The organism is Micromonospora sp. NPDC000316 (assembly GCF_042898885.1).
Lineage (GTDB): Bacteria > Actinomycetota > Actinomycetes > Mycobacteriales > Micromonosporaceae > Micromonospora.
This window is the reverse complement of record NZ_JBIAZG010000009.1, coordinates 214,462-235,715: the sequence shown is the minus strand read 5'-3', so window position 1 is coordinate 235,715 and position 21,254 is coordinate 214,462. Positions and strand designations below refer to the sequence as shown.

The 21,254-nt window shown below is 71.3% G+C and carries 17 protein-coding genes and 1 pseudogene; 6 read left to right on the top strand and 12 right to left on the bottom strand.

Features of this window, described 5'->3' with window-relative positions:
• Nucleotides 1-57 precede the first annotated feature (57 nt).
• The 7 genes from ACFY2Q_RS19635 to ACFY2Q_RS19605 all read right to left on the bottom strand — a co-directional run bounded on the left by ACFY2Q_RS19635 (nucleotide 58) and on the right by ACFY2Q_RS19605 (nucleotide 6,617).
• Nucleotides 58-1,635, bottom strand: a complete 1,578-nt coding sequence (locus ACFY2Q_RS19635; RefSeq protein ID WP_387132052.1) for an MDR family MFS transporter — start codon at nucleotides 1,633-1,635, stop codon at nucleotides 58-60.
• Nucleotides 1,636-1,739: 104 nt separating this feature from the next.
• Nucleotides 1,740-2,360 (bottom strand): TetR family transcriptional regulator, encoded by a 621-nt coding sequence (locus ACFY2Q_RS19630; protein ID WP_387132049.1) that lies wholly within the window; start codon nucleotides 2,358-2,360, stop codon nucleotides 1,740-1,742.
• A gap of 41 nt (nucleotides 2,361-2,401) precedes the next feature.
• On the bottom strand, nucleotides 2,402-3,253 hold the full coding sequence (locus tag ACFY2Q_RS19625; protein ID WP_387132046.1) for an alpha/beta fold hydrolase: 852 nt from the start codon (nucleotides 3,251-3,253) through the stop codon (nucleotides 2,402-2,404).
• On the bottom strand, nucleotides 3,250-4,122 hold the full coding sequence (locus ACFY2Q_RS19620; protein ID WP_387132044.1) for an SDR family oxidoreductase: 873 nt from the start codon (nucleotides 4,120-4,122) through the stop codon (nucleotides 3,250-3,252). Before ACFY2Q_RS19620 ends, ACFY2Q_RS19625 begins: the two co-directional genes overlap by 4 nt.
• On the bottom strand, nucleotides 4,112-5,605 hold the full coding sequence (locus ACFY2Q_RS19615) for a flavin-containing monooxygenase (protein WP_387132042.1): 1,494 nt from the start codon (nucleotides 5,603-5,605) through the stop codon (nucleotides 4,112-4,114). Before ACFY2Q_RS19615 ends, ACFY2Q_RS19620 begins: the two co-directional genes overlap by 11 nt.
• On the bottom strand, nucleotides 5,605-5,892 hold the full coding sequence (locus ACFY2Q_RS19610; protein WP_387132039.1) for a DUF4873 domain-containing protein: 288 nt from the start codon (nucleotides 5,890-5,892) through the stop codon (nucleotides 5,605-5,607). The genes ACFY2Q_RS19615 and ACFY2Q_RS19610 overlap by 1 nt, the downstream gene beginning before the upstream one ends.
• The gene (locus ACFY2Q_RS19605) at nucleotides 5,889-6,617 is read right to left on the bottom strand and encodes a TetR family transcriptional regulator (protein ID WP_387132037.1); all 729 of its coding nucleotides are present in this window, start codon (nucleotides 6,615-6,617) and stop codon (nucleotides 5,889-5,891) included. Before ACFY2Q_RS19605 ends, ACFY2Q_RS19610 begins: the two co-directional genes overlap by 4 nt.
• Before the next feature lie 48 nt (nucleotides 6,618-6,665).
• Between ACFY2Q_RS19605 and ACFY2Q_RS19600 the strand changes: the two genes are divergently transcribed.
• Entirely contained in the window at nucleotides 6,666-7,556 is an 891-nt protein-coding gene (locus ACFY2Q_RS19600) for a diiron oxygenase (RefSeq protein WP_387132034.1), read from the top strand.
• Nucleotides 7,557-7,645: 89 nt separating this feature from the next.
• Here the strand turns inward: ACFY2Q_RS19600 and ACFY2Q_RS19595 are convergent, their stop codons facing one another.
• Entirely contained in the window at nucleotides 7,646-8,197 is a 552-nt protein-coding gene (locus ACFY2Q_RS19595; RefSeq protein WP_387132032.1) for a winged helix-turn-helix domain-containing protein, read from the bottom strand.
• Between the two features lie 328 nt (nucleotides 8,198-8,525).
• Between ACFY2Q_RS19595 and ACFY2Q_RS19590 the strand changes: the two genes are divergently transcribed.
• On the top strand, nucleotides 8,526-12,896 hold the full coding sequence (locus ACFY2Q_RS19590; protein WP_387132030.1) for a S8 family serine peptidase: 4,371 nt from the start codon (nucleotides 8,526-8,528) through the stop codon (nucleotides 12,894-12,896).
• A 166-nt stretch (nucleotides 12,897-13,062) separates the two neighbouring features.
• Here the strand turns inward: ACFY2Q_RS19590 and ACFY2Q_RS19585 are convergent, their stop codons facing one another.
• Nucleotides 13,063-13,617 carry a winged helix-turn-helix domain-containing protein gene (locus tag ACFY2Q_RS19585; protein ID WP_387132028.1) on the bottom strand — a complete coding sequence of 185 codons (555 nt, stop codon included), beginning with the start codon at nucleotides 13,615-13,617 and terminating at the stop codon, nucleotides 13,063-13,065.
• A gap of 301 nt (nucleotides 13,618-13,918) precedes the next feature.
• Here ACFY2Q_RS19585 and ACFY2Q_RS19580 point away from each other — a divergent pair, with 301 nt between their 5' ends.
• Genes ACFY2Q_RS19580 through ACFY2Q_RS19565 form a run of 4 tightly spaced genes read left to right on the top strand, consistent with a single transcriptional unit; the run spans nucleotide 13,919 to nucleotide 17,650 of the window.
• On the top strand, nucleotides 13,919-14,968 hold the full coding sequence (locus ACFY2Q_RS19580; protein WP_387132025.1) for a phosphatase PAP2 family protein: 1,050 nt from the start codon (nucleotides 13,919-13,921) through the stop codon (nucleotides 14,966-14,968).
• A 32-nt stretch (nucleotides 14,969-15,000) separates the two neighbouring features.
• Nucleotides 15,001-15,690: a response regulator gene (locus ACFY2Q_RS19575; RefSeq protein ID WP_387132022.1), complete on the top strand. Its 690-nt coding sequence runs from the start codon at nucleotides 15,001-15,003 to the stop codon at nucleotides 15,688-15,690.
• Nucleotides 15,687-17,153, top strand: coding sequence for an ATP-binding protein (locus ACFY2Q_RS19570; protein WP_387132020.1), 1,467 nt, complete (start codon nucleotides 15,687-15,689; stop codon nucleotides 17,151-17,153). Before ACFY2Q_RS19575 ends, ACFY2Q_RS19570 begins: the two co-directional genes overlap by 4 nt.
• On the top strand, nucleotides 17,150-17,650 hold the full coding sequence (locus tag ACFY2Q_RS19565; protein WP_387132017.1) for a hypothetical protein: 501 nt from the start codon (nucleotides 17,150-17,152) through the stop codon (nucleotides 17,648-17,650). Before ACFY2Q_RS19570 ends, ACFY2Q_RS19565 begins: the two co-directional genes overlap by 4 nt.
• Nucleotides 17,651-17,689: 39 nt before the next feature.
• Here ACFY2Q_RS19565 and ACFY2Q_RS19560 read toward each other — a convergent pair.
• The 3 genes and pseudogenes from ACFY2Q_RS19560 to ACFY2Q_RS19550 all read right to left on the bottom strand — a co-directional run bounded on the left by ACFY2Q_RS19560 (nucleotide 17,690) and on the right by ACFY2Q_RS19550 (nucleotide 21,150).
• A pseudogene (locus ACFY2Q_RS19560) lies at nucleotides 17,690-18,701 on the bottom strand (D-alanine--D-alanine ligase family protein).
• Complete coding sequence (alr, locus tag ACFY2Q_RS19555; protein ID WP_387132015.1) at nucleotides 18,698-19,879, bottom strand: alanine racemase; 1,182 nt, start codon at nucleotides 19,877-19,879, stop codon at nucleotides 18,698-18,700. Before alr ends, ACFY2Q_RS19560 begins: the two are co-directional and overlap by 4 nt.
• Nucleotides 19,876-21,150 carry an acyltransferase family protein gene (locus tag ACFY2Q_RS19550; RefSeq protein ID WP_387132013.1) on the bottom strand — a complete coding sequence of 425 codons (1,275 nt, stop codon included), beginning with the start codon at nucleotides 21,148-21,150 and terminating at the stop codon, nucleotides 19,876-19,878. Before ACFY2Q_RS19550 ends, alr begins: the two co-directional genes overlap by 4 nt.
• Nucleotides 21,151-21,254 lie beyond the last annotated feature (104 nt).

Below are 21,254 nucleotides of genomic sequence, written 5' to 3'. Positions count from 1 at the left end.
GGCGGACGCAGAACGGGGGCGGGCCGACCGGCCCGCCCCCGACTGTCGTCGTACGCCTCAGTGAACCGCGGCCTTCGCGGCTGCCTCCTCCTGGGCGCGTCGCTCGTCACCGCTGAGGGTGTGCAGCGGCTTCTCCTTGATGAACAGCACGACGATAAGCGCGAGAAGCGCGATCGGGGCACCGACCAGGAAGAGGTCGGCGGTCGCGATGCCGTAGACGTCCTGGATGATGAGCCGCACCGGCTCGGGCAGGGTGGACAGGTCGGGCACCTCGGCGGTGCCGCCGCCGGTCGCCGCCGGGCCGAGCCGCTCGGTGGTCAGCGAGGTCACCCGGCTGGCCAGGACCGCGCCGAGCGCGCTGACCCCGATGGCACCGCCCATACTGCGGAAGAACGTCAGCACGGAGGTCGCGGCGCCGAGTTCGTGGGCGGGGACGTCGTTCTGTGCGGCGAGCACGAGGTTCTGCATGAGCATGCCGACGCCGATGCCCAGCACGGCCATGTAGATCGACAGGATGACGATCGAGGTGTTGGCGTCGATGGTGCCCAGGAGCGCCATCCCGACGGTCATCACCGCGGCGCCGGCCACCAGGAAGGCCTTCCACCGGCCGTACTTGGTGATGAGCTGGCCAGCCACCGTCGACGACACGAGCAGACCGAAGATCATCGGGAGGCTCATCAGGCCCGCGACGGTGGGTGACTTGCCCAGCGAGATCTGGAAGTACTGCGACAGGAAGACGGTGCCGCCGAACATCGCGACACCGACAAGCACGCTGGCGACAGTGGTGAGCGAGACCGTGCGGCTGCGGAAGATCGTCAGCGGGATGATCGGCTCGGCCGCCCGCGACTCGACGAACACGGCGAATCCCAGCAGGACCAGGCCGCCGATGACCATCAGGGCCGTCCAGCCGGAGGCCCAGTCGAACTTGTTGCCGGCCAGGGACGACCAGATCAGCAGCGTGGAGACGCCCGAGGTGATGAGCAGAGCGCCCAGCCAGTCGATCTTGACCTTGCGGCGGACGACCGGGAGGTGCAGGGTGCGCTGCAGCAGGGCGATGGAGATGATGCTGAACGGGACGCCGATGAGGAAGCACCAGCGCCAGCCAAGCCACGACGTGTCGACGAGAACCCCACCGATCAGCGGACCGGCGATGGTGCCGACGCCGAAGACCGCGCCGAAGATGCCGGCGTAGCGGCCCAGCTCACGCGGCGGGATCATGGCCGCCATGACGATCATGGCAAGCGCCGTCATACCGCCGGCGCCGACGCCCTGGACGACACGGCTGACCAGCAGCACCTCGACGTTCGGCGTGAAGCCCGCGATGAGTGAACCCACCACGAACAGCCCCAGCGAGAGTTGGATCAGCAGCTTCTTGCTGTAGAGGTCGGCCATCTTGCCCCACAGCGGCACGGTCGCCGTCATGGCGAGCAGTTCGCTCGTCACGATCCAGGTGTAGACGGTCTGGCTGCCGTTCAGGTCGGCGATGATCCGCGGCAGCGCGTTCGCCACCACCGTGGAGGCGAGGATGGACACGAACATGCCGACCATCAGGCCGGAGAGGGCCTGGAGAACCTCCCGACGCGACATGCGCGTGCCGACGGCGGCGGTGTCGGCGGGCGGGATGGTGGTGGTCATTGACGCTCCCTTGTCGGGTTTGTAGCGGAGTGGTTGGCCCCGATGCGGACGCGACGGGGCTTGCTGGCTGGCCCCGGAGCGGACGCGGCGGGGCGGCTGGTGGGTCAGGAGGGGGTCGTCGGATCCGGCAGGCCGGCGGCGACCGCGGCGAACGCCTCGTCCACGAAGTCGCGCAGGGGCCGGGTGTCGTCGCCGGAGGCCCAGCGCAGCAGCGCGGTGCGGAAGGCGGCACTGGTCACGGCGACCACAAGCGGCGGGTGGGCATGGTCGGTGCCCACACCGAGGCGGGTGGCGATGATCGTGACCATGTCCCGCTCGGTAGCGATGTTGCCGGCCACCAGCCGGGGCAGCAGCGCGGGGTTCTGAGCGATGACGGCCAGCCGCAGTCGCCACAACTCCCCGTCGGCCTGGATCGCGTCGATCACCTCGTCGAGGGCGAGCCGGACGGCCCGCATCGCCGGCACCCGCGTCTCGACGGTGGCCAACCGCGCCACGACAGGGTTGCCGTCGAGCGCCGGATCGTCGGTGAGCGCCTCGTCCTTGCAGGCGAAGTAGTTGAAGAAGGTCCGCGAGGAGACGTCTGCGGCCTCGCTTATCTCCTCGACCGTCACGTGCTCCAGGCCGCGTTCGGCGACCAGCCGCAGCGCGGCGGCGGTCAGTGCGGCACGGGTCTGCGCCTTCTTACGGTCCCGACGTCCGGTGGGGGCGTTGTCGGTGTCGGTCACGTCGGCGAGGCTAGGGGCCAACTTGCGCGTACTGCAAGTTTTTAGTCTGTGAAGTGATTTTCCTGACCCGCGCTGCCGGCCGGCGATCGACTGTCGGCGCGGGGCACGGCGCCCGTGGTCTCCAGGATGAGCGCGGCGACCAGGTCCGGGTCGTCGCTCATCGGCACGTGCCCACAGCCGGGCAGCGTCACCACCCGGGCCGCAGGCAGCCCGGACCGGGCGCGCTCGGCCTGGTGGACGCCGAAGATGCGGTCGCAGTCACCCCAGCCGATGGTCACCGGCACCGCCGCGTCGGCGAGCCGGACACCGTCGAAGCGGTAGTCGCGGGCGGCTCGGGCCACGGCGGCGAAGCCGAGGCCGCGCCGCAGGGCGAGCGCGTCGCCGAACGCGCGGTCGGCGTCCAGCAGCGTCGGGCGGGCCACGAGCGACCCGAAGCACACCGTCCGCAGGTACGCCGAGCGCAGCGCGACGCGCATGATCGGGGCGGGCAGGTACGAGTTGACCCGCAGCAGCCGGAGGATGGCAAGTGCCCGGCGGCGCTCGGCAGGCGTGAAGAAGCCGGCGGGGGAGAAGGCGGTGGCCGAGGCGACCGCCCCGCTGGCGGCGAGTTCCAGGCTGATCGCCCCACCGAGGCTGTAACCGGCCACGTGCGGACGGTCCAACCCCCATTCGGTCAGGACCGGCAGGACCGCGGCGACTGTGGCGGCCATGTCGGCGGGCATGCCGTCGGCGGGCATCGGGGAGTTGCCGAACCCGGGCAGGTCCAGCGCGATCACCTCGTGGTGGGCGGCGAGCCTGTCGAACACCGGCTCCCATGCCTGGTGGCGGTGGCCGATGCCGTGGATGAGCACGAGCGGCTCGCCGCTGCCTCCGCGACGGACGTGGACGCTCACCGCCGTCCTCCCACCGACGTCCTTCCGAAGGAACGTCCGAGCTGGCGTACCTCGTCCTCCATCTCGCCGACCATCGTTCGGCCGCCGAAACGGGAGATCAACGCGTCCGAGAAGCCGCTCAGCACCACCGGCCGCAGCGCCTGCACCAGCGCCAGCGAACGTGGCACGTACACCTTGCGCTTTCGGCGCTCGATGCCGCGCAGCAGGGCGTCTGCGCACTGCTCGACGGGGACGACTGTGGACAGCGGCCACGGCAGCCTGCGCAGCGTGGCGTCGAACGACGCCAGGTCGTCGCGGATGTCGCGGACCAGGTCGGTGTCGATCCAGATCGGGTGGGCGGTGCCGACGGTGACGCCGCGTGCCCGGCTCTCCAGGCGCAGCACGTTTGCGAACTGCTCCACGCCCGCCTTGGACGCGCAGTAGGCCGCCATGCCGGGCATCGCCGCGAAGGCGGCGGCCGACGAGATGATCAAGACGTGGCCACGGGTGGCGGTGACGTGCGGCAGGGCCGCGCTCACCGTGCGGATCACGCCGCAGAGGTTCACTTCGACGGTACGCACCAACGCGTCGACAGGACCGACCGCCACGGTGCCCAGGTTCGCGATGCCCGCGTTGGCGACGACCACGTCGATGCCGCCGAAACGGTCCACGGTGGAGGCGACAGCCTCGTCCAGCGCCGTCTGGTCGGTGACGTCGCACTCGTACCAGTGCGCGTCGAGCTCGGTGCTGAGCTGCTGGAGCAGCTCGCCTTCCAGGCCCACGAGGGCGACCCGCGCGCCCCGGGCGACGGCGTCGCGGGCCACCCGCGCTCCGATGCCGCGCGCCGCGCCGGTGATGAGCAGGGTCCTGCCCGCCAGGTCATACCGCATCGGCGTGCTCCCGTTCTGTTTCGTTGGGGGTGCGGTCAGCCGGAACGACCCGGTGGTCGGCCGGACGGAAGCGGCGCAGCCGCAGCCGGAAGCTGGTGGCGAAACCCGGCCAGATGGTGGTGTTGCGGCCGGTGGCGTCGAGATACCAGCTCGAACAGCCGGTCTGCCAGACGGTGCCTGTCATCTTCTTGTCGACCCGCTCGGTCCAGCGTCGTTGCGCCTCGGCGGTGGGCTCGATGGCCTGGATGCCCCTGGCCCGCATGTGGCGCAGCGCCGCGACGACCAGGCGCAGCTGCGCCTCGATCATCAGCACCACCGAGGTGTGTCCGAGCCCGGTGTTGGGGCCGAGCAGGAAGAACAGGTTGGGGAAGCCGGCGATTGTGGTGCCCTGGTACGCGTGCATGCTGGGGGTCCAGGCCTCGCTCAGGTTGCGTCCGTCCCGGCCGTGGATGAGCCGCACGACTGGGGAGTCGGTGACGTGGAAGCCGGTGCCGAGGATGATCGTGTCCGCGCGGTGGTGCACACCGTCGGCGGTGACCAGACCGTCCGGCACGATCCGGGTGATGCCTGCGGTGACCACGTCGACGTTCGGCTGGGTGAGCGACGGCCAGTAGTCGTTGGAGATCAGCACCCGCTTGCAGCCCATCGCGTACCGGGGGGTGAGCTTGTCCCGCAGGGCCGGGTCGGTGACCTGACGCCGCAGCGTCCGCAGGGACAGCCGCGAGGCGAGGCGGTTGACGGTCGGGTGCAGGAAGCCCAGGCCCATGCCCTCGCGTACCAGATAGAGCCATGCGCGGGCGGCCCGCTGCGTGCCGGGCACCGCGCGGAACGCGGCCTGCTCGGCGGGGCTGATGCGGCGCGAGCGCCGCGGCATGATCCAGGCGGGGGAGCGCTGGAACAACGTCAGCTTCTCGACGGCCGGCTGGATCTGCGGCACGAACTGGACCGCCGACGCGCCGGTGCCGATCACCGCGACGCGGCGGCCGGTCAGGTCGTGGTCGTGCCGCCAGCGGGCGGAGTGGAAGACCGTGCCGGCGAAGTCATCGATCCCGGGCAGGTCGGGGACGGCGGGTTCGCTCAGCGGCCCGGCCGCGCAGATCAGGACCCGGGCGGTGTGGTCGCCACCGGAGGTACGCAGCAGCCAGCGCTGGCGCGTGTCGTCCCAGCGGGCATCGAGCACCTCGTGGCGCAGCCGCACCTTCGGGCGTATCCCGAAGCGGTCGACGCAGCCGCGCAGGTAGTCCCAGATCTCCGGTTGGCTGGAGAAGGTGTTCGACCAGCGCGGGTTGGGGGCGAAGGAGAAAGAGTAGAGGTGCGACGGTACGTCGCAGGCGCAGCCGGGGTAGGTGTTGTCGCGCCAGGTGCCGCCGACCTCGTCGCCCCTGTCGAAGACGAGGTAGTCGGTGAAGCCGGCCCGTTGCAGGGCGACGGCGGCGCCCAGGCCGCCGAAGCCGGCGCCGACGATGGCGATGTCCGTCTCCATCACTCCTCCGTGTCCTCCGATTCGGCACGTGGTGGCCAGGGTGGCTCGCCCACGCCGGTGACCCGTACGCCGCCCCACGGATCGATCTCGGCCAGTCGGGCGGGTCGGGCCTGGTCGGCGATGCGCAGTTCGACGTCGCGCCGGCCGGAGCGCACCAGACTCGCCACCGTCGGGTCGGGCTCGATTCGACCACCCCAGTGGTAGCGGCCGTCGACCGGCTCCCACCGCCCGCTGAGGTGTGCCCGGACCGGGGTGCCCGCGACGCTCGCCGGGCCGTGGTAGCTCACGGCACGACCCGCTCGTGGGCTCGGGTGAGCTCGGGTGGCAGGTCGGCGCTGGCCCGGACCCCCTCGATCCCGCTCCACAGCAGAGCGGTCAGGTAGTCGGTGAGAGCGGCCCGGCTGATCGGCTGGCCGTGCGTGGTCCACCAGTCGCCGACCGCCTGCACGAACCCCACGAGGCCGTACGCCCAGGGTTCGGCCGGGCCGGCGTCCAGGCCGAGCGCGCGGAGCCGGTCGCCGATCACCCGGGCCAGCCCGGCGGCCACCTGCCGGCTGGTCCCGGCGACGACCTGGTGGATGCCGGGCTGGCCGGACTGGCGCATCAGGAACCGGTAGAGCGTGGGCTGTGACTCGATTACGCCGAGGTACGCGTCGATCGTCGCCCGCACGAGGTCACGCTCCTCGCGGACCTGGTCGATCGCGGGCGCGATGGCGTCGACGACCCGGGCCGCCACCACTTCGCTCACCGCGACCCAGAGCTGCGCCTTGTCGGCGAAGTAGCGGTAGAGCACCGGCTTGCTGACGCCCGCGGTGGCGGCCACCTGGTCCATGTCGACGTCCGGCCCGTGCCGCAGCAGGGCCTGCACGGCGGCGCCGACAAGTGCGTGTCTGCGCTGCTCGCGGTGGTCCGCCCAGCGATCGCGACGGCCGTTGCTCTTGACCTTCGGCTCGCCGTCTGCGGCCGCTGTCGGCGGGTCGGATCCATTGACATCCTTGCGCGGCGATTGCATGCTACCACTCGTAACAGTTACCGGTCGTCACGTCAATATGGAGGGACCATGGAGACGACGGAACCCGAGGGTACGGCGCTTGCCGAGCGACTGCTCACGTCGTCGCTGCGGACCAGCTACGACCCGGTTGTCGAGATCGACTGGGACGCACCGCACGCCCCGGGCGCCTACTGGCTCCCGCCGCACCGCAGCAGCCTCTACGGCACTCCACTCTGGTCCGGCCTCAGCGAGGAACAGCGCGTCGAGCTCACCAAGCACGAGGTGGCGAGCGCCGCCAGCGCCGGGCTGTGGTTCGAGACGATCCTCATGCAGATGCTGATCCGGCAGTACTACGACGACGACCCCACCAGCCGGCACGCCCAGTACGCGCTGACCGAGGTCGCCGACGAGTGCCGGCACTCGATCATGTTCGGTCGGCTGATCGAGGCGACGGGCTGCCCCGTCTACCGGGCGAGCCCGGTCGACCACTGGCTCGGCCGTTTCCTCAAGGCCACCGCAAGCGGCCCCCGGATGTACGCCGCGATCCTCATCGCCGAGGAGATCCTCGACGCGTTCCAGCGCGAGATCATGGCCGACGAGTCGCTGCAACCGCTGATCCGGATGGTCTCGCGCATCCACGTCGTGGAGGAGGCGCGACACGTCCGGTTCGCCCGCGACGAGTTGGTCCGCCAGGTCGCCGCCGCCGGCCCGGTCGGGATGGCGTACGCCCGACTGCTGATCGGTCGCGCCGCCTATACGATCGCCAACCGCCTCGTCCACCCGAGCGCCTACGCGGCAGTGGGCATCCCGCCGCAGGTGGGCCGGGCAGCGGCCCGCGCCAACCCGCACTGGCGGGCCACCCTGCGCTGGTCGGCGGCCCGGGTGCACGGCCACCTCGCCGACGCCGGTCTGGTGGCCGGGCCGGGTCGGCTGCTGTGGGAACGCGCCGGGCTGATCTGACGGCGGCACCGGGGCGTTCGAGCCGAGCACCAGTTCGGCAGCACGGTTGTCCCCGGGGCCGCTGCGAGGCTGCCCACATCAGGCAGGCGTCAGGCGCGCCCGATCCGAGGCTCCTGCCGGTCGGTGAGCAGCAGGCCGACGCCGCGCACCGCCTCGATCGTCGTGGCGGTGCCGAGGTCGAGCAGTTTGCGCCGCAGGCGCTTCACAAGGGACTGCACGTCGGCCTTACGCTCGCGCCCCTCGTCGTGCCAGACCGACCGGTGCAGCTCGGCGTAGCTCCACACCCGGACCGGCTCGGTGGTCAGGCAGGTGAGCAGGGCGCGTTCCAACCGGGTGAGGTCGACCTCGCGGGCCCCGTACCGTGCGGTGGACCGGGCCGAGTCGATGACCAGGGTGAGGTCGGCCACCACGGTGGGCGTCGGCCCGGCCGGTGACTCGTCGGGCGGCCCGGCCGGCTGCGGCGACCCGATCAGCCGGCGCAGCTCGTCGAGGTCGGCCACCAGCAGCAGTGGCGCGATGCCCTCGAGACGTTCCGCGAGCCGGATCCGCTCGGTCGCCGACGGGGTCACCGCGATCAGGAGTGGGAACGGCTCGTCGCTCGCAGCCGCCCCGCCCACCGCAGCTTCATCGTCCTCGGCCACCACACCCGCCCGGGATAGATGGGCATTTCTGCCCAGCTCTCGTCATGATCCTGACAGTGATTGGCAAGCGCACCGCCAGCAGGGCAACCGTTAGCGACAAGTTGCTCACGGCAAGTTCTTGATCGTCTGTTCCTCTCGATCATAGTGTCCACTCGGGCAACCGGCGTGACCCGCGCGGTGCATGGAGGGGCATGAAGGGGTTCGTCAGCTCGGCACGGCGGCGAACCAACCGCACCCTCACCATGGCCCACAACACCCCTGGGTCGTTCTGAGGGAGGCAGCACCGATGTTCAGACGTCCACAACGGAGACGCACAGCTAGATCACTGGTGAGCGCCAGCGCGGCGGTTATCCTCGCCGCCACAGGCCTGGCCGCCATCGGCTCGAGCGCCCAGGCAGCGCCCGGCCAGATGGGGTCGGGCATCGCCGCGGGCGACAAGATCAGACCAGACCTCGCCAAGCAGCTCCAGGCCAAGAGCGCAGGGGACTTCTGGATCCGGTTCAAGGACCGGGCGGACCTCAGCAAGGCCAGCAGCATCAAGGACTGGACGAAGCGCGGCGCGGCGGTCGCCGAGGCGCTGCGAAAGACCGCCGACGCGAGCCAGGGCAAGATCCGGGCCGACCTCGACAGCTCAGGTGCTAAATACCAGACCTTCTGGGCCACGAACGCCATAAAGGTGAACAGCGGCTCGCTGGCGATGGTGCAGAAGTTCGCCACCTACAGCGAGGTCGAGGGTCTCTACGCCCCGGTCGAGTACAAGGTGCCCGAGACCGTCAAGGGCGCCGACGAGAAGACCGTGAACGCCCTCGAGTGGGGCATCGCCAACATCAACGCCGACGACGTCTGGTCCCAGTACGGCGTCACCGGCGAGGGCATCACCATCGCCAACATCGACACCGGCGTGCAGTTCGACCACCCCGCGCTTGTCAACTCCTACCGCGGCAACAACGGCGACGGGACGTTCGACCACAACTACAACTGGTTCGACGCCGCCGGCACCTGCGCGGCCGCGCCCTGTGACAACGATGGCCACGGCACGCACACCATGGGCACCATGGCGGGCTCCGCCGGCGCGAACCAGATCGGTGTCGCGCCCGGGGTCAAGTGGATCGCCGCGAACGGCTGCTGCCCCAGCGATGCCGCCCTGATCGAATCCGGTCAGTGGATGCTCGAACCGACTGACCTCGGCGGCCAGAACCCGGACGCCAGCAAGCGGCCGAACATCATCAACAACTCCTGGGGCACCCGGCTGCCGTCGAACGAGCCCTTCATGGAGGACGTGACGCTGGCCTGGACCGCGTCGGGCATCTTCGGTGTCTGGTCCAACGGCAACAGCGGGTCCGCCTGCCAGACCAGCGGGTCGCCGGGCAGCCTCGTCAGCAACTACTCCACCGGCGCGTACGACGTCAACAACAACATCGCGGGCTTCTCCTCCCGGGGCGCCGGGCAGAACGGCGAGATCAAGCCGAACATCTCCGCGCCGGGCGTGAACGTCCGGTCGAGCATCCCGGGCAGCTCCTACGCGAGCATCAGCGGCACCTCGATGGCCGCACCGCACCTCGCGGGCGCGATCGCGCTGCTGTACTCGGCCGCACCGTCGCTCGTCGGTGACGTCGACGCGACCCGCGCTCTGCTCAACGGCGCCGCCATCGACAAGGCCGACAGCCAGTGCGGTGGCACCGAGGCGGACAACAACGTCTACGGCGAGGGCCGGCTGGACGCCCTCGCGCTGCTCGACGCCGCACCGACAGGTGACGTCGGCACCCTCGCCGGCACGGTCACCGACGCGGCCACCGGCTCCCCGATCGCCGGCGCGACCCTGACCCTCACCGGCCCGACCGCGCGGGAGGTGACCACCGGGGCCGACGGGACGTACTCGACGCAGCTCCCGACCGGCACCTACCAGGTCGCCGTCTCCGCGTTCGGATACGGCTCCACCACGAAGTCGGCGACGATCACCAACCGGGTCACCACGACGCTCGACGTCGCACTGACGGCGGTGGCGAGCGTCAACATCACAGGTGCCGTCACCGATGGCTCCGGGCACGGCTGGCCGTTGTACGCCAAGGTGACCGTGACCGGCGTGTCGGGCGTCTACGACTACACCACGCCGTCCAACGGTCGCTACACCATCTCGTTGCCCGCCGGGCAGACCTACACCCTGAAGTACGAGCCGCAGTACCCGGGCTACCAGACCGTCACCAAGACGGTAGTGGTCGGCACGCGGAACGTGACCACTAACGTCGCGGTGCCGGTGGACACCACAAGGTGCACGACGGCGCCCGGCTACGAGTTCGGCGCCGACGGCGAGTACGAGACGTTCGACGGCACGACCACGCCGGCCGGCTGGACCGTCGTGGACAACGCGGGCAGCGGCCAGGTCTGGAAGTTCACCGACGACGGCAGGCGGGGCAACCTGACCGGCGGTTCCGGCAACTTCGCGATGATCGACAGTGACGCGTACGGTGCGGGCAACCGCCAGGACACCTCGCTTGTCAGCCCGGTGGTCAACCTGACCGGCGTCACCGCCCCGGTCATCCGGTTCAACCAGGACTTCAACCAGTTGGACCTGGACACCGCCGACGTCGACCTCAGCATCGACGGTGGCACCACCTGGGCGAACGTGCTCCGTCAGCGGACCGACGTCCGCGGGCCGAGGGTCACCGAGATCCCCATCCCGCAGGCCGCCGACAAGGCGCAGGTCCAGGTGCGCTTCCGCTACTACGAGGCCTCGTACGAGTGGTGGTGGGAGGTCGACAACGTCCTGATCGGCAGCCAGGTCACCTGTGTGCCTGTCGACGGCGGTCTGGTCGTCGGCAACGTCCGCGACAAGAACGACGACAGCTACATCAACGGCGCGACCGTCACCAGCAACGACCGGCCCAGCGAGAAGGCCGTCACCGTGGCGACCCCGGACGACCCGGGGCTGGCCGACGGCTTCTACTGGATCTACTCGACGCTCACCGGCACGCACAAGTTCACCGCCTCGGCCGGCAACTACACCAGCCAGAGCAAGCAGGTCGACGTCGAGCCCGACTGGGCGACCGCCACGAACTTCGCCCTCGCGGCGGGCCAACTGTCGGTGACACCCACCGAGTTGGACGCGACGCTCCAGATGCCCGGTGGCAAGACCAACAAGAAGTTCACCGTGACCAACACCGGCGGCGCGCCCGTCGAGGTCGGCTTCAGTGAGCGTGACAACGGCTTCGAGTTGCTGCGGGCGGACGGATCCCGGGTGACCCGGCAGCAGGTGCTCGGTGCCGCCGGTGCGCCGGCGCAACGGCTCAACGTCCCGACGTCGTTCGCCGCGAAGGCGTCCGGCATGGCACCGACGGTGACCGCCCCCGCGGTCGGCCCGCAGGCCGCGCCGTGGACGGACATCGCCGACTACCCGGCCAACATCATGGACAACCGGGTGGTGACCCTGGACGGCAAGGTGTACTCGATCGGCGGTGGCGACGGCAGCGCCTCCACCACGAAGAACTACGCCTACGACCCGACCGCGCAGACCTGGACGGCGGTCGCCGACCTTCCCGCCGCGCGCAACGCCCTGACGGTGGGCGTCGTGGACGGGAAGATCATCGCATCGGGCGGCTGGGGCGCGGACGGCCCGGCCAGCACCACCTGGTCCTACGACCCGGCGGCGAACACCTGGACCGAACGGGCCGCCAACCCGGCGCCGCGGGCTGCGGCCGGGCAGGCGGTCGTCGACGGCAAGCTGTACGCCATCGGTGGCTGCACCACCGCCGGCTGCCTGCCGATGTCGAACTCGGTCGTCCGGTACGACCCGGCCAGCAACGCCTGGGAGACGCTCGCCAACTACCCGAAGTCGGTGGCGTTCGCCTCCTGCGGCGGGATCGACGGGGTCGTCTACTGCACCGGCGGTAACGACGGGTCCGTCGCGCAGAAGGCCAGCTACGCCTTCGACCCAGGTGCCAACACCTGGACCGCCATCGCGGACGCGCCGGTCGACAACTGGGCCAGCTCGTACGCCGTGGCAAGCGGCAAGCTCCTCGTGGTGGGCGGTTCGCAGGGTGGGGCCATCAGCAACGCCGGCTTCGCCTTCGACCCGGCCACCAGCTCGTGGTCCAACCTGCCGAACGCCAACACCGCCCGATACCGGGGCGGCGCGGCGTGTGGCTTCTACAAGATCGGCGGCTCGTCGGGCAGCTTCAGCGCCGCTGCCGACAGTGAGGTACTGCCGGGCTTCGAGGGCTGCGCCGAGGCGGCGGCCGACGTCAGCTGGATGACGATCGACAAGTCGTCGGTCACCCTCGCACCGGGTGCGAAGGTCACGGTCACCGTCGGGATGACGGCGAACGTGGACCAGCCGGGCACCTACTCCGGTGCGGTAGCGATCAAGGAGAACACGCCGTACTCGGTGGCACCTGTCGAGGTGACCATGACGGCGACGCCCCCGAAGACCTGGGGCAAGCTGATGGGTACGGTGACCGGCACCAGCTGCCAGGGTGCGACCTCGCCGATCTCCGGCGCGGTGGTCCAGGTCGACTCGTGGGCGATGTCGTTCACGTTCGCGACCGACGCGGCAGGCAAGTACGCCTACTGGATGGACCGTCGCAACAACCCGCTCACGATGATCGTCGCCAAGGACGGCTGGAAGCCCCAGACCCGCAAGGCGAAGATCGACACCACCACTCCCACTGTGGAGAACTTCGGGTTGTCTCCGATCCGGTGCTGACGCCTGAGCGGTAGTGCACAAATCCGGCCCGCCTGGTCACCGACCAGGCGGGCCGGATCGTCTCGGCGGCGGTGCTCCGGATCGATCAGCTCAGCGCCGCAGCACGGCACCACGGCAGCACCGCCGCGCGGCGGTGCTGCCGGGCCGGTCTGCTGGGTGCGGCGCCTCAGACGGTGGCGAGCCGGAAGCCGACCCCGCGGACCGCGTCGATCGTGGCCGCGGCGTCGAGTCGGGCGAGCTTGCGGCGGACCCGCCGCACGACCGAGTGCATGTCGGACCCCCGCCCGAGGTGCCTGTTGCCCCACACCTCAAGGTGCAGCCGCTCGTAGGTCCAGACCTGCCCGGGTGCGTCGACCAGGCAGAGCAGGACGTCGTGCTCCAGCCGGGTCAGGTCGATCTCCTGGTCGCGCCAGCGCAGGACGCGACGGTCGGAGTCGACGGCCAGGTCGGGTGGAGGCGGCTGCGCTGCCGGCACCACGTCGGCGCGCGCGCTCGGCACCACGTCGGCGCGAACGGTCGGCACCACGTCGGCGCGTACCGTTTGTGCCGGCAGCGCGGCGACCGGTGGCATCTCGACCACCCCGAGAAACTCGCGCGCCTGGTCGACGTTCGAGACGATCAGGAACGCGTCGCTCCCGCCGAGCAGCCGAGCCAACTGCCGGCGTTCGGCCGGCGACGACGCGATGCCGATGACCAGCGATGCGACCGGAACCCCCTGCATGCCCCCACCCCTTCCGGTTGCCCACACTCACTCCGGATGGTTTCGTGCCGCCGACCGAAACATTGATCGACGTCTCGACCCTAGTGGCGGCGCGTCTCGGCTGGGTAAAACATAGTTGCATGTAAGCATGTGAATGGCTTTCAGGCCGTACCGCCACGGTCGGTTGGGCGGCACCGGCCTCTGCGCGTGCTGTCCTTCCGGCGGGATCGCCCGATTCTTCCCGCAAAGTCGCCTGCGGTTGTGACAGAACCAGGACACAGCACGGACGGATTCCGGACCTGGCGGACAGACGATGACTGGCATGTCGCTTCGATCGTCGTACCCCGTCGGCCGGTCGTCGGTCGTCTCCACGCTGCCGACGCCGACTGCCGTGCGACCGATGCCGCCCGGCCGCGTGGCCGCGCCCCTCGGCCTTCGGCTGCTCGGCGCGGCCGTGTGCTTCCTGCTCGCGCTGGGGCTGACCGGCGTGCTGTTCGTGTGGACGTACCCCGGTCAGTGGGTGGACGGACTGCTCCTGCCGCGCGCCGAGCGGGGTGGGGGTTACGAGCAGCAGACCGACCTGGTGGAGCCGGCAAAGGCAGTGTTGGCGACCTTCGGCGACCCGTTCCTGCTGGCGGCGCTGCTCGGCGGACTGCTGCTGGTGGGTCTGCTCGGCCGGCGGCTGCTGGCCGGCGTCGTGGGTGCCGCCCTGGTCGTCGGCGCGGTCCTGGTGTCCGGCGCGGCGAAGTCGGCGCTGCCTCGCCCGGATCTGGCGATCCAGAGCTCGACCACCCACAACAGCTTCCCCAGCGGTCATGTCGCGGTCGCGGCGGCCCTGCTGCTGGCGTACATGCTGGTCCTGCCCGGATGGGCCCGACGGTGGCTGGCGCTGCCGGGCACGGCGGGCGTGTCGGTGATCGGCGCGGCCACCATGATCGCGGGCTGGCACCGTTTCAGCGACGTGCTCGGCGGCGTCCTGCTGAGCGCGACGCTGTTCTGCCTGGCCGCCGCCGCCCTGGCGGCCCGGCCCGGCGGCACCGCGCTCCGGTCGCCCGACCGGCTGGACGGCGGCGGTGTCGCGGGCCGATTGGCCGAGGGCGCGGTGGGGCTTGTCGTCCTGGTCTGGGCGTCGATGGCGGTGGCGCCCGATCTGGCCGCGTCGGTGCGGCGGGGTCCGTTGCTGGCAATCGTGGCGGCGCTCGGGCTGACGATGCTGGTGGTGGGCGCTGCGGTGTTCCTGGTGCGGTCGGCGGATTTCGCGGCAGCCGCGCGCCCGCCGACACATCCGCCGGGCGCGCGGAGCGCGCGGCGGACAACCGGGACGCTCGCGTCCGCACCTCCTGACATGACGCATACCGACATCGGTGATTAGCGAGGTATTTCCGTGATGGGATACTTGGTGGCATGTCCCAGGTCCTGCTGATCGAAGATCACCAGACGGTCCGCGACGGGTTGCAACTGGCGCTGACGCGACAGGGCCACACGGTGGACGCCGTGGCGACAGGCGAGCAGGGGCTGCAACGGCTGCGCGGGGCAGATGTCGTGGTTCTCGACCTCATGCTGCCCGGCATGGACGGGTTCGAGGTCTGTCGCCGGATCCGGCAACTCGGCGATCTGCCGATCATCATGCTCACCGCCCGCAATGACGACATGGACGTGGTGGCGGGCCTGGAGGCCGGCGCCGACGACTACGTGGTCAAGCCGGTGCAGCCCCGGGTGCTGGAGGCCCGCATCCGTGCGGTGCTGCGCCGGACGGCTGTCGAGCCGAGGCGCGCCGACGGCGAATGGCCCGGCCTGCATCAGCACGGCGCCCTGACCATCGACCGAGCTGCACTTGTGGTCAGCAAGGACGGGACGCCCGTCAGCCTCGCCCCGACCGAACTGCGGTTGCTGCTCGAACTGTCCCACACGCCGGGGCAGGTGCTCAGCCGTCAGCAGCTGCTGGAGGCCGTGTGGGAGCACGGCTACCTCGGCGACTCGCGCCTGGTGGACGCCTGCGTGCAGCGGCTGCGCGCGAAGATCGAGGACGAGCCGTCGGCGCCTGTCTTCATCCAGACGGTCCGCGGATTCGGCTACCGATTCGGGCCGCTGTGACACCGTGGCGCCGGCTCGGCACCAGGGCTTCGGGCCTGCGGATCAGACTGATTCTGGCGTTCGCCCTGCTGGGCGTCACCACCACGGCGGTGGTGGCGAGCGGTAGCTACGTCCAGGCCCGTACCGTGATCCTCCAGCAGGCGCAGGACGCGGCGGTGGCGTCGTTGACCGACCAGATCGCGAAGGCCTACCCGATCCTCAACCCGCCGTCCAACCAGCAGGATCTCGACGTACTGGCCCAGAGCCTCGCCGACCGCGACGAGGCCGTGCTGGTCCGCTACCGGGACCTGTGGTCGTCGGGCCACGAGGTGACCGACCTGCTCACCCCGGAGCTGCGGGAGGCGGTCGGAAACGGGCGAATCGCCTGGCAACGCGCCATCCGCGGCGGGGTGCCCGTGCTGCTCATCGGCACCCAGCTGCGGATCGAGCGCTCCGAGGGCACCTCCGTGCCGTCCGGGCTGGAGGTCTACTCGGTGCGCAGCCTCGTCTCCGAGCAGCAGAGCATCGACCAGCTCGCCACCCGCGCGTGGTGGACCGGCGGGCTCTCCCTGATCCTCGCGGTCCTACTGGCCCTGCTGGCCTCGCGGGGCGTGCTGCGGCCCGTACGCGAGTTGGGTCGGGCGGCCCGGCGGCTCGGCGAGGGCGACCTGTCCACCCGGCTGACCGTCCGGGGCGTGGACGAGATGGCCGACGTGGCGCGGACCTTCAACGACACCGCCGGGAGACTGGAGCGGCAGGTCGGTGAGCTGCGGCGGATGGAGGCCGACGCCCGGCGCTTCGTCGCCGACGTGTCGCACGAACTCCGCACGCCGCTGGCCGCGATGACGGCGGTCACCGACGTGCTCGACGAGGAGGCGGACCGGCTGCCGGGGGACGCCGGCCGGGCCGCCCGGCTGGTCAGTCAGGAGACGCAGAGCCTCACCCAACTGGTAAACGACCTCATCGAGGTCAGCAGGTTCGACTCGGGCACGGCGCGGCTCGCCCTCGACGACGTCGATGTGGCCGCGGCGGTCACCGCGACCCTGCGGGTGCGGGGCTGGTCCGAGCGGGTGCGGGCGGAGCTGCCGCCGGGCGTGGTCGCGCGTGTCGACCCGCGTCGGCTCGACGTCATCGTCGCCAACCTGGTCGGAAACGCCTTCCGCCACGGCGCCGAGCCGGTGTCCGTACGCCTGAGCGCCGACCAGGACTGGATCACGATCGAGGTCAGCGACCAGGGCCCGGGATTGGACGCACAGGTGCTGCCGCACGTCTTCGACCGCCTCTACAAGGCCGACACCGCGCGGACCCGATCCGAGGGCAGTGGCCTCGGCCTCGCCATCGCCTGGGAGAACGCGCGTCTGCATCGCCACGACGGCCAGCCGGGAAGCCTCGTTGCCGGCAACGGCCCGAACGGCGGCGCGGTGTTCACGCTCCGCCTGCCCCGCCTGGCGTCGGACACGACAGACGACGGAGGCGTACGGTGAGCGGCCGTCGAGCCCAGCTGCTCGCGGTCGGGCTCCTGCTCGCACTGCTCGCCACGGGCTGCGGGGTCCTGCCCACCGACGTCATCAACGGCCGCCCCGCGGTGACCGGCCAGTCCGGCAGCGTCGGGGTCTACCTGATCGCGGACGGGCAGGTCGCGTTGGCGATCAGACCGACGAAGACGCCGTCGCCGTCGTCGCCCCCGCCGGCCGAGGTGCTCGCCATGCTCGCGCAGGGCCCCAGCGATGCCGAGCGGCGTGTGGGGCTCACCAGCGAGGTGCCGGCAGGTGTCACGCCGGCCACTGTGGGACCGACGACCGACGGCCTCACCGTGAGGTTGACGGGTGCCGTGCGGTCGCTGTCGCCTCTCGCCGTCGACCAGATCGTGTGCACCGCTGTCGATGCCGCGACAGCCGCTGGCCAGGGGCAGTTCTTCGTCCCTGTCACACTGGTCGGGCCGGACGGCACCCGCCCGGCCCAGGCCTGCCCGCTGGCGTGACGGGGGCGATGGCGCTGGCGTGACGGGGGCGATGGCCGCTCACGCCACGCTTACCGCCCGGGGCAGCCCGCCGATCGAGCGCTGGCCCGCACCGGCGAGCGCGCTGTCGATCAGGATGTCGAGCAGAGCGGGGAAGCCGATGCCGGCCCGCTGCCAGATCTGCGGGAACTGCGACGCGACAGTGAAACCGGGGAAGGTGTTGACCTCGTTCACGATCGGCTCCGCGCCCTCGCCGGCAAGGAAGAAGTCGACCCGCAGCAGCCCTCGACAGTCGAGGGCGTCGAAGGCGCGGATCGCGCGGTCCTGAAGCACGTCGGTGGTGGCGGCGTCGAGCGGAGCGGGGATCTCGAAGACCGCCCCTCCGTCGTACTTCGCGTCGTAGTCGAAGAAGCCGGCGCCGGCCACTCGGATCTCCAGGGGCGGCCCGGCCTGCACCCGACCGTCGGGGTGTTGCAGCACGGCCACGTCGATCTCCCGACCCATTCGCGCCCTGCTCGACGAGCACCTTCGGGTCGTGTGCGCGGGCCCGCTCCAGCGCGGCCGGCAGGCTCGCCCAGTCCGTCACCTTGACGACGCCGAGGCTGGATCCGGCCCGTGCCGGCTTGACGAAGACCGGCAGACCCAGTCGTCGTCGGTCGGCCGGCGACAGGTCCTCCCCTGGCCGCAGGGTCACCCCGGGGCTGACCCGCAGACCCTCCGCGGCGAGGAGCCGCTTGGTGACGCCCTTGTCCATGCCCGCCGCGCTGGCGAACACACCGTTGCCCACGTACGGCACGCCGAGCCACTCCAGCAGCGACGCGACAGTGCCGTCCTCGCCGTACGGGCCGTGCAGAGCCGGGAACACCACGTCCTGGGCGCGTACCACTCGCAGGGCCTGGGGCAGCGGCGTCGGATGGCCGTCGACGTGCCACTCACCGTCGGCGCCGATGAGCACCTCGGTCACCTGGTAACGCTCGCGGTCCAGCCCGGCCAGGATGCTCTCGCCCGACCGGCGTGACACCGCGTGTTCGCCGCTGCGCCCGCCGTACAGCACTGCCAGTCGTGTGGTCATGAGTTGCCTGCCCTTTCGTGGAGGTGGTCGCGGCCCACCCGGGCCCCGACGCCGGTCAAGATCTCGTGCGGGTTGGTGCCGGCCCACCGCGCCCACTCGGTGACGGTCGGCGCGGCCGGGTCGCCAGTGGTGGCGATGCCGTGCCGGCCGGCCCTGCCGTCCCCGGTCGAGGGGCCGAACACCACTACCGGGTCTCCGATCGCCACGGGTGCCGCGCCGGCGTCGACCACGCACTGGTCCATGGCGACGCGGCCGACGATCGGCAGGCGTCGACCGCCGAGCCACACCTCGGCGCGCCCCTCGGTGGCCCGGGGAAGGCCATCGGCGTAACCGAGCGGCAGCAGCGCCAACGTCGTCGGCCGCGCGGTCACGTACTCCGGGCCGTAGGACACGCCGGTGCCGGCGGGCACCCGTTTCACGTTGATCACGGTGGTCCGCAGGGTCATGGCGGGCCGCAGCCCGAACTCGCCTGGCCCGTCCGCGCCGAACGGGTCCACGCCGTAGAGGGCGAGCCCGATCCGGCAGAGGTCGAAGCGGGTCCGGGGTGCCGACAGTGCCGCCGCCGAGTTGGCCAGGTGCACGAGGTCGGGGGAGAGGCCGGCGTGCCGTGCGACCCGCAGTGCCTCCTCGAACGTCGCCACCTGGTGGGGCAGGCCGGGACTGCCAGGGGTGTCCGCGTCGGCCAGGTGCGACCACACGCCGCGAACCTGGACCCCGCCCTCGACCTCGTACTTGCGGGCCCACGCCACCAGGTCGGGCCAGTCGTCGCCGCTTGCTCCGTTGCGGGACAACCCGGTGTCGACCTTGAGCTGTACCGTCGCCGGCACGCCGACCTGGTGGGCCGCGTCGACTATCGCGTGCAGGTGGGTGGTCGTCGACACGCCGACGTCGACACCCGCGCTGATCAACGCGGCGAAGTCGTCGTCCGGGCGGTGCAGCCAGCTCAGCGTCGGCGCGGTGATGCCCGCGCCGCGCAGGGCCAGCGCCTCGGCCGCCGAGGTCACGCCCAGCCACCGGGCGCCGGCGTCCAGCGCGGCCCGCGCGACGGGCACCGCGCCGTGGCCGAACCCGTCCGCCTTCACCACGGCCATCAGGGCGGTGTCGGTGACCGCCGCGACGGTGCGCACGTTGTCGGCGATCGCCCCGAGGTCGACCACCGCCTCGGCCAACGCGCTCATCCGGCGACCTCCGCGCGGACGCCCTGCGGGACGGCCTCGGCGCGTGCGCCGCGCGAGGCGGTCTCGGTGCATGCCCGGTGCGGGGCGGCATCCGTGCGTGCTTCGCGCGGGGCGGCGTCCGTGCGTGCTTCGCGCGGGGCCGTCGCGTGGCGGGGGCCGGGGAGGGCGAACAGCCAGCGGGCGCGCATCGCCAGCAGCGCGCGGTGGAGGGCCAGGCTGAGGCCGATGACGAGCCCGGTCAGCAGGATCGGATAGCCGAGCACCACCGAGGCCTGGTGGGCCTCGTCGAGCCCGGAGATCGGCCCGTGCAGCAGCCGGTGCAGCAGCGCCAGGACCGGCATGTGGATGACGTAGACGGGCAGGGTGATGCGTCCGAGGACGGCCAGCCGGTCGCTCAGGGCACGCCACCTGCACAACCGGGCGGCGGCGGTGATGCCGAAGGCCACCGCCACGACGGAGACGGCCGGCCACACGCCGAACCACCGCTGCGCGCCGGCCGCCGCCATCGCGGCGAGCGCGACGGCGTACGCCCCCGAGGTCAGCGCGAGGCGGCGTCGGGTGGCGGTCGCGGCCCACCGTTCGATCTGCGGGCGCAGGTGCAGGCCGGCGAGGAAGAAGATCAGGTTCTGGTAGAGGCCGGCGCGGTTGCCGGGGGTGTCGAGCAGGCCTGCCGCGGTGACCGCCGACAACAGCGCCGCGGGTACGAGCACCAGCGTCCGGGGCGCCCGCCGGAGCACCTTGGCGAGGGTGAAGTAGAGCGCCAGGGCGTACAGGTACCACAGGTTGGACGGGGTGATCGTGAGCTGTTCCAGCAGCCCGAGGGCGGAGGTGGCACGGTCGGTGGGGAAGCCCGGCGCCACTGCGAGGACCACTGTGTGGATCAGCAGCCACAGGGCGTACAGGTAGAGGAACCCGGCGACGCGGCTGCGGGCGACACTCCGCCAGGGCCGTGCGACGGCGTTCGCCGCGAAGAGCCCGGAGATGGTGAAGAACAGGGGCATCCGCAGCGGCAGGAACTGCTCGCCGAGCGCACCCCACAGGCCCGGCACGGGTACGCCGAGCCGCCAGTCGATCTGCAGGTAGTCCTTGACGACGACGTGCCACAGGACGACGAGGATGATGCAGACGCCCTTCGCCGCGTCGGCCCACTGCGCGCGACCCGACGCCGCCGGGGCGGACGCGGCCAGCGCTCCGGGCCTGCGGTGGCGGAATCGGGCACGCGGCGCGTCGGGCCGGTGCTCGGCGGGCCGGGAGACGGTCGGTGGTGTCACAGACCAGAAGCTGCCAGCGCGATATCCGCGCGTGATCCACGAAATGTCATGAACCGGTAATGGACGTCGCCGGACCCGGCTCGCGGGCACCGTCGACAGCCGTG

Coding starts and splice junctions, on each gene's coding strand:
- ACFY2Q_RS19600 (WP_387132034.1), top strand. CDS start 6,666: ATGGAGACGACGGAACCCGAGGGTACGGCGCTTGCCGAGCGACTGCTC.
- ACFY2Q_RS19580 (WP_387132025.1), top strand. CDS start 13,919: ATGTCGCTTCGATCGTCGTACCCCGTCGGCCGGTCGTCGGTCGTCTCC.
- alr (WP_387132015.1), bottom strand. CDS start 19,879: ATGAGCGCGTTGGCCGAGGCGGTGGTCGACCTCGGGGCGATCGCCGAC.
- ACFY2Q_RS19575 (WP_387132022.1), top strand. CDS start 15,001: ATGTCCCAGGTCCTGCTGATCGAAGATCACCAGACGGTCCGCGACGGG.
- ACFY2Q_RS19605 (WP_387132037.1), bottom strand. CDS start 6,617: ATGCAATCGCCGCGCAAGGATGTCAATGGATCCGACCCGCCGACAGCG.
- ACFY2Q_RS19585 (WP_387132028.1), bottom strand. CDS start 13,617: ATGCAGGGGGTTCCGGTCGCATCGCTGGTCATCGGCATCGCGTCGTCG.
- ACFY2Q_RS19635 (WP_387132052.1), bottom strand. CDS start 1,635: ATGACCACCACCATCCCGCCCGCCGACACCGCCGCCGTCGGCACGCGC.
- ACFY2Q_RS19620 (WP_387132044.1), bottom strand. CDS start 4,122: ATGCGGTATGACCTGGCGGGCAGGACCCTGCTCATCACCGGCGCGGCG.
- ACFY2Q_RS19615 (WP_387132042.1), bottom strand. CDS start 5,605: ATGGAGACGGACATCGCCATCGTCGGCGCCGGCTTCGGCGGCCTGGGC.